Source organism: Nonomuraea sp. NPDC005501, from assembly GCF_040605905.1.
In the GTDB taxonomy this organism is placed as follows: domain Bacteria; phylum Actinomycetota; class Actinomycetes; order Streptosporangiales; family Streptosporangiaceae; genus Nonomuraea.
In genome coordinates, this window is sequence record NZ_JBEXDT010000178.1 from 1 (window position 1) to 6967 (window position 6967).

Annotated in this window: 9 protein-coding genes and 1 pseudogene; 3 read left to right on the top strand and 7 right to left on the bottom strand. The window is 72.8% G+C overall.

What is annotated here, in order from left to right; all coding sequences use genetic code 11:
• A pseudogene (locus ABZS51_RS41710) lies at positions 1–682 on the top strand (glycosyl transferase family 39); the annotation flags it as partial.
• 16 nt (positions 683–698) lie between these two features.
• Positions 699–1319, top strand: coding sequence for a TetR/AcrR family transcriptional regulator (locus ABZS51_RS41715; RefSeq protein ID WP_355453608.1), 621 nt, complete (start codon positions 699–701; stop codon positions 1317–1319).
• A 34-nt stretch (positions 1320–1353) separates the two neighbouring features.
• Here the strand turns inward: ABZS51_RS41715 and ABZS51_RS41720 are convergent, their stop codons facing one another.
• The 7 genes from ABZS51_RS41720 to ABZS51_RS41750 all read right to left on the bottom strand — a co-directional run bounded on the left by ABZS51_RS41720 (position 1354) and on the right by ABZS51_RS41750 (position 6774).
• A complete protein-coding gene (locus ABZS51_RS41720; protein WP_355453612.1) occupies positions 1354–1620 on the bottom strand; it encodes a hypothetical protein in 267 nt (88 codons plus the stop codon).
• A gap of 71 nt (positions 1621–1691) precedes the next feature.
• Entirely contained in the window at positions 1692–2543 is an 852-nt protein-coding gene (locus ABZS51_RS41725) for a helix-turn-helix transcriptional regulator (RefSeq protein ID WP_355453614.1), read from the bottom strand.
• Between the two features lie 102 nt (positions 2544–2645).
• Positions 2646–2858: a hypothetical protein gene (locus tag ABZS51_RS41730; RefSeq protein WP_310711199.1), complete on the bottom strand. Its 213-nt coding sequence runs from the start codon at positions 2856–2858 to the stop codon at positions 2646–2648.
• A gap of 94 nt (positions 2859–2952) precedes the next feature.
• Complete coding sequence (locus ABZS51_RS41735; RefSeq protein WP_355453629.1) at positions 2953–3759, bottom strand: GNAT family N-acetyltransferase; 807 nt, start codon at positions 3757–3759, stop codon at positions 2953–2955.
• Positions 3760–3965: 206 nt separating this feature from the next.
• On the bottom strand, positions 3966–5663 hold the full coding sequence (locus tag ABZS51_RS41740) for an acyclic terpene utilization AtuA family protein (protein ID WP_355453617.1): 1698 nt from the start codon (positions 5661–5663) through the stop codon (positions 3966–3968).
• Positions 5663–6454, bottom strand: a complete 792-nt coding sequence (locus ABZS51_RS41745) for an enoyl-CoA hydratase-related protein (protein ID WP_355453620.1) — start codon at positions 6452–6454, stop codon at positions 5663–5665. Before ABZS51_RS41745 ends, ABZS51_RS41740 begins: the two co-directional genes overlap by 1 nt.
• The gene (locus ABZS51_RS41750; protein WP_355453623.1) at positions 6451–6774 is read right to left on the bottom strand and encodes an acetyl-CoA carboxylase biotin carboxyl carrier protein subunit; all 324 of its coding nucleotides are present in this window, start codon (positions 6772–6774) and stop codon (positions 6451–6453) included. Before ABZS51_RS41750 ends, ABZS51_RS41745 begins: the two co-directional genes overlap by 4 nt.
• On the opposite strand from ABZS51_RS41750, the gene ABZS51_RS41755 reads away from it, so the two are divergent.
• Positions 6763–6900, top strand: coding sequence for a hypothetical protein (locus ABZS51_RS41755; RefSeq protein ID WP_355453626.1), 138 nt, complete (start codon positions 6763–6765; stop codon positions 6898–6900). The two genes, ABZS51_RS41750 and ABZS51_RS41755, sit on opposite strands and share 12 nt — an antisense overlap.
• The last annotated feature ends 67 nt before the right edge of the window (positions 6901–6967 follow it).

Sequence of the window (6967 nt, forward strand, 5' to 3'; positions counted from 1 at the left end):
CGTCCTCGCCGGGCGTGGGCGCGTGGCCGCCAGGGTCGCCGCGGGCGCGCTGCTCGCCACCCTGGTCGCCGGGCTCGCCGGCCCCGCCGCGTACGCCGTCACCCCGCTCCGGTCGCAGGTGAACGGCAGCAACCCGACCGCCGGCCCCTCGACGGGAGGCATGGGCTTCGGCCGCGGTGGCCCCATGGGCCAGCTGCCTCCCGGCGGCCTGCCGCCCGGAGCGTCCGGGGAGTACGGCTCGTTCCGCGAAGGCCGGTTCCCGCAGGGCGGACAGCCGCCGCAGGACGGCCAGGACCAGTCCGCGCAGGACGGCCGGGCCGGGCGGGCGACCGGCGGCCCCGGCGGCGGCGTCAGCGACGCGATGGTCAAGTACCTCCTCGCGAACCAGGGCCGGGCCGAGTGGCTCGTGGCCGTCGGCAGCGCCCAGCAGGCGTCCTCGATCATCCTGTCCACGGGCCGGCCCGTCATCGCGATGGGCGGCTTCACCGGCAGCGACCCGGCCATGACCGTGGACCGTCTCAAGGAGCTCGTCTCGTCCGGCCGGCTCCGGTACGTGCTCGGCGGCGGCGACCGCGGCGGCCCCGGCCGGGGCAACACCGAGGTCACCACGTGGGTGCAGCAGAACTGCACGGCCGTGGACGGTCAGGACGGCCTCTACGACTGCTCCGCCGCGGCCTCCTGACGGATAGGCTGGCCCGGTGCGGAGTACGTCCCGGGCCGATCAGGCTGACCAGCGCAGGGCCGAGCTGCTGGAGGCCACGCGCAAGGTGGTGCTGGAGCGCGGTCTGGCCCACACCCGGATCGCCGACATCGCCAAGTCGATCAACGTCAGCGGCGGCCTCATCCACTACCATTTCGCCACCAAGGACGAGCTGATCACCGCCATGCTCCGGGCCACCCTCGACATCGAGAGCGCCAAGCTCGACGAGCTGGTCGCGGGCCCGGGCTCGGCGGCGGAGCGCCTGGACCGGGTGCTGCGCTACTACATCCCGGAGTCGCCGTCCGACCAGAGCTGGCTGCTCTGGATCGACGCGTGGAACACCGCGCTGCGCGAGACGGCCGTCAACGAGATCATGCTGGAGCTGGAGACGGCCTGGCTCGACGCGCTGGCCCGGGTGCTGTCCGACGGCACGGACGCGGGGGAGTTCGCCTGCGAGGACCCGGCGGGCGCGGCCGAGCGGATCGACGCCATGCTCGACGGGCTCATCATCCGCTACACGCTCCACCCCGACGTGCTGAGCCGGGGGCGGCTGCTGGCCCACGCCCGCACGGCCGCGGCCCGCGAGGCCGGCATCCCGGTGACGTCCTTCCCCGGCTGACGGCCCCGGCGAGGACGGTCCCGGCGGGGACGGCTCAGGCGGGCAGGGCGGCGAGCAGGAACGCGAGGCGGGCGGCGGCGGACTCGACATCGTCCGCGGTGCCGAGCCGGTAGCCCCACGACGTGACGAAGCTGCCGTCCTCCGAGCAGGTCACGGTCTCCGCCAGCGTGGTGGAGAAGCGGTTGCGCACCGACACGTACGCGGGATCGCTGGCCAGGGAGAGGCTCTGGATCGCCAGATCCGCGTGACGGCCCGCGTACCACGCGAACCGCTCGAGGCTGAGCGCGGTATCAAGCATCATGCGTCACCTCCGCAACGTCTCCCGCGACAGAATTGCACGATCTTGTGGAGGCGGGCAAGCAATTGCGAGGATTAATGCGACGATTGTTTCCGGTATCCATCGAGAATACGGATGATGACGTCCCTGCCGTCCTCGTCGAAGGCCGCCGCCTTGGCGAAGTCATCGAACGCGCGGACGTAGAAGGCGACGTCCTCGGGGTCGCGGAGCACGAGATCCTTGGTCAGGGTGGCCACGCCCACCATGGCGTCGTTGTAGATCCAGAAGCCGTTGATCGGGGCGGCCGGCAGCTCCGCGTCGTAGGGGACGACCCCGAACTCGACATTCGGCAGGGTGCTGACCGCGAGCAGCCGGTCGAGCTGACCCCGCATGACGTCGAGGGGAGCCAGCCGGGTGTGCAGCGCCGACTCGGGCAGCACGAAACGGAACGTCCGGGCGCGGTCGTAGAGGATCTCCTGCCGCTGCATCCGCACCCGGACCGCCGCGTCGATCTGGTCGGGGGCGCTGTAGAGGCGCTTGACCTTGCTGAACACGTGCCGGGAGTACTCCGCCGTCTGGAGCAGGCCGACCACGATGTTCGGCTCGAACACCCGGAAGAGCCGGGTGCGGGCCTCCAGGTCGCGGATGTCCTCCTGGATGGCGGCCAGGCCGCTGCGGTGCCGTTGCCGCCAGTCGTCGTGCCGCTCCAGCAGCGCGATCGCCTGCCTGATCAGGTCGTCCGTCGTCGCGGCAGTGGCCTGTACGGCCTGCGCCCAGACCACGACGTCGTCCTCGGTGGCCGTCTGCCTGGCGTTCTCCAGGCGGGAGACCTTCGACGGCTGCCAGCGCAGCCGCTCGGCGAGGTCCTTGCCCGACAGGTGGGCGGCCTCGCGCAACTGCCGGAGCTGGCTTCCGAGGTCGATCCGCGCCTGCTGAAAGGACGTCACGCCGCAAGAGGCTAGACGGGCAGGGGTGATCATGCCAGAGGTAGTGGCGCAATCGTGACGAAGCAATAGCGGAAGGTGGCGAAACGGCCGAGGCGCCCGGGGTTACGGGTCCTGGAGCACCCGGCGGGCGATCTCGGTGATCAGCTCGCGGGGGACCTCCACCGCGTCCTCGCCGTCGAGCACGTCGCGCAGGTCCGCGAGGGCTTCGGGGTCGGTGAGCCTGAGCCCTTGGACCACGATGGTGCCGCGGTCGGTCTCGTACAGGGTGGGGCAGGCGCCCGCCTCCGACGTCGAGCCGAGGAACCGCATGCGCATGGCTGGTCCTTCCCCCTGGACGGACAACTGCAATTGCGCGCAATTGTACGGCCCGCTGGGACATATGTGATCGTTTCTGGAAAAATAGCCATATTCATCCCAGGGCCTGCATGAACGGGAGGAACTGGCGGGTCCGGTCGCCGGGCAGGTCGCCGTCCCTGACCATGAGCGACACCTGCCAGGGCCGGCCCATCCCATGGGCCACGGCCCAGCCGACCAGCTCCTCCTGGGCCAGGTCGAGATCCATGCGCACCTCGCCCCCGGCGTCGAGCGCCAGGTCCCCGATCAGCGCCTGGGCGGTCGCCGGATCGCGGGCCACGACGGGGCCGATGACCACGTTCGAATCGTTGCGCCAGCAGTGACCGAAACCCCCGTCGGCCATCCGCACCCGCAGCCCGAACCCGAACATGCGGCGCAGCAGCCGGGACCGGTCCGTGCCGAAGATCTCCGCGTCGAGCGCCAGGATCGCGCCGAGGTCGTCCTCGGTGGCCGGGCGCGTCACCCCGGACGGGCGGCCCTCGAACACGCCGGTGTGCTTGGCGACCCGGCCCACGGTGCGGAAGCCGAGCTTCTCGTACAGCGGGCGGCCCTGCTCGGTGGCGTGCAGGGAGACGGTCCGGTCGCCGGCCTGCTCCAGCGCGTGCTCCATCAGTCTCCTGGCCAGGCCCTGGCGGGAGTGGCGGGCGGCGGTGAGGACCATGCTGATCACGGCGTGGTCGTGGCCGTAGCGGGTGAGGACGTTCGCGGCCGCCAGCCCGTCGCCGTCGGGCGCGTCGATGCCGTGGACCTCGCCGACCTCGAACAGCAGCGACCACTTGTGGCGTTCGGGCTCCCACTGGCGGTCGGTCGCCAGGCGCGTGCAGGCGTCCAGATCGGCCACGGTCAGGCGGCGTATCCTCATCACGTCCGGCATCCTTCCGTATCCGGAAGAGTCCGCTCAAACCCTTTTGTAGCGCACTATCCCCTTCAACCTGATGGGGCTGGTGGAGTATAAGAGGATGGAGTGTGCCGTGGCGGTTGATGTGGGTGGGACGACCCGCGAGGGCGGCCTCATCAGCCGCGACGGCACGCTTCCCGCCGGGGATCAGGCACGCTCCCCGCAGGGGATCAGGGGAGCAGCTCTTCGGGGACGTCCACGAGCCGGGCGCGCAGCTCCTCGCCGAGGGCCTTGGCCTGCGGGTCCATGCGCGGGCTGGCGGCCACGCCGCGGCCGAGGAGGCCGTGCACGACGAAGTTCAGGGCGTTGAGGTTGGGGAACGCGTAGCGGTCGATCCGGTGGGGGGCCAGGTCGGGCAGGAGCTCCTTCAGCCGGTCCGTGGTGAGGGTGGCGGCCAGCCAGGTGTACCGCTCGGCCGTGGTGACCCAGACGCCCAGGTTCGCGTTGCCGCCCTTGTCGCCCGAGCGGGCGCCCATGATCCGGCCCAGGGGGACACGCCGTCCGCCGCTGAGCCGGTGCGCGGTCGCCGCGCCGGGGCCTTCCGGGGCGCCGGCGGGACCGCTCCCGGGGGCGCCGGCGGTGGCGCGTTCCTCCGGCTCCGGCGGGAGGAGACGGCCGTTCAGATACACGGCCGGCCGGACCTCCCCGGCCGGCACCAGGACCGGCCAGTAGACGCCGTACGGCGTGGCGTCGCCCGGAGGCGTCAGGGCGTGGAAGCCCGGGTAGCCGGCCAGGCCCGTCTCCACCACGGCCGAGGAGAAGGCGCGGCCCGCCGTGCGCCGGTCCGCGTCCATGACGGTGATCCGCAGCAGCCCCCGGTCCGTGAGCGTGACGTCCACCTGGTCGAACGACTCCCGTGGCACCCGCGCCCAGATCGCCTCCTCCGCGACCCGCGCTTTGGCCTCGACGTCCAGGCCCGTCAGGACGAGCGTCATCGTGTTGCGGTAGCCGGCCGGGACGGTCACCGCGACCTTGAGCGTGTCCGGCGGCGGCTCGCCGCGCACGCCCGAGATCCGGACGCGGTCCGGCCCCTCCTGCGACAGGGTGACGGTGTCGAAGCGCGCCACCACGTCCGGCCCGGGGTAGCGGGGCCCGGCGATCTCGTACACGAGCTGCGCCGTGACCGTGCCCACCGAGACGAGCCCGCCCGTGCCGGGGTGCTTGGTGATGACCGAGGACCCGTCGGCGTGCAGCTCGGCGATCGGGAAGCCGCAGTGCGCGAGGTCCGGCACCTCCTGGAAGAAGGCGTAGTTGCCGCCCGTGGCCTGGCAGCCGCACTCGATCACGTGTCCCGCCACCACCGAGCCGGCCAGCGCGTCCAGGTCGTCCGGACCCCAGCCGTACCGCCAGATGCCGGGGCCCGTCACCAGGGCCGCGTCGGTGACGCGGCCGGTCACCACGACGTCCGCGCCCGCCGCGAGCGCCCTGGCGATCGGCCGGCCGCCGAGGTAGGCGTTGGCGGTCAGCGGCGCGGCGTCGAGCCGCTCACCGGTGTCGGCGTTGACCAGGTCGAGCGGCCGGCCGGTGAGGTCGTCCCCCGTGACGTACGCGACGTCGGGGGACAGGCCGAGCCGGGCGGCCAGCTCGTGGACGGCCTCGGCGCAGCCGGCGGGGTCGAGCCCGCCCGCGTTGGCGACGATCCGGACGCCGCGGTCCAGGCACGGCCCCAGCACGTCCTCCAGCTGCCTCAGGAATGTCGGCGCGTAGCCGGGGCGGCCCTTGAGGCGGTTGCCGGCCAGGATGAGCATGGTCAGCTCGGCCAGCCAGTCGCCGGTCAGCACGTCGATGGGCCCGCCCTCGACCATCTCCCGCGCGGCCGACAGCCGGTCGCCGTAGAAGCCGCTGCAGTTGGCGACGCGCAGCGCCATCACGCCTCCGGCTTGTCCGGCACCCACGAGGGCGGGCGCTTCGCCATGAACGCGGCGATCCCCTCCTGCCCCTCCTGCGAGGTGAAGCGCTGCGCCGACAGCGCCGCCATCCGCCGCAGCCCCTCCTCGAACGGCATCGCCGGCACCTCGCGCACCAGCCGCTTGGTGATCGCCAGCGCCTCCGGCCCGCCCCTGACGAGCATGTCCGCGTAGTGCGCCACCGCCGCGTCGAGCTCCTCCGCCGGCACGGCCTTCGACAGCAGCCCCATCTCCACGGCCCTGGCGGCGTCGAACACCTCGCCGGTCATCAGGTACTCGGCCGCCGCCCTCGGCTGCAGCCGGCGCAGCACCGGTACGGAGATCATCGCGGGCACCACGCCGAGCCGTACCTCGGTGAACGCGAACGACGCCGTCAGCGGCGCGACCGCGAAGTCGCAGGCGGCCACCAGGCCGAGCCCGCCGGCCCGCGCGGTGCCGTTGAGCCGGCAGACGACCGGCTTCGGGCTCTCCCAGATGAGCGCCAGGACCTCCGGGAACGACGCCGTCACCGGAGCGTCGGCGGCGGCGGAGGAGGGCTCGATCCGCTGCTCCTTCAGGTCGGCGCCGGAGCAGAACACCGGGCCGGTGCCGGTCAGCACGATGACCCGCGCCTCCGGCTCGGCCAGCGCCCAGGTCAGCCGTTCCTCCAGGTCGCCGAGCAGCCGCACGGACAGCGCGTTGCGGTTCGGCGGCGAGTCGAGCGTGATCGTCGCCACGCCGCCGGCGAGCTCCCTGTGGACCAGGCGCGTCATGTGTTCTCCTCGTCGATGATCGCCAGCACCGCCCCGGCCTCGACCTGGTCGCCCTTCGCCACGCGCAGGGCGGACACGGTCCCGGTGGCGGGCGCGGTGATCCGATGCTCCATCTTCATCGCTTCCAGCACCAGGACGGGCTGCCCCTTGTCCACGCGCTGCCCTTCCTTGACCTCCACCCGGAGAACGGCGCCCGGCATGGGCGCGAGCAGCGAGCCGGGCGCGGCCCGCTCGGCCGGCTCCGGCAGGCGCGGGACGGGGGTCAGGACGGCGTGCGCGGCGGGCGAGTCGACGTAGACCTTGCCGCCGTGGCGCGCCACCCGGAACGCCTGCCGTACGCCGCCGTCCTCCAGGACGACCCGGTCGGGCTCGGCGGAGACGAGGACGACGCCGTCCGGGAGCGGGTCGTAGACCGCCTCCGCCTCCTGGAGTGGCCGTGGCCCTGAGGAGCGTCCCCGTCACCTGTCGATCGCCAGCCGCAGGCCGAAGCCCACGATGACCACGCCCGTGACC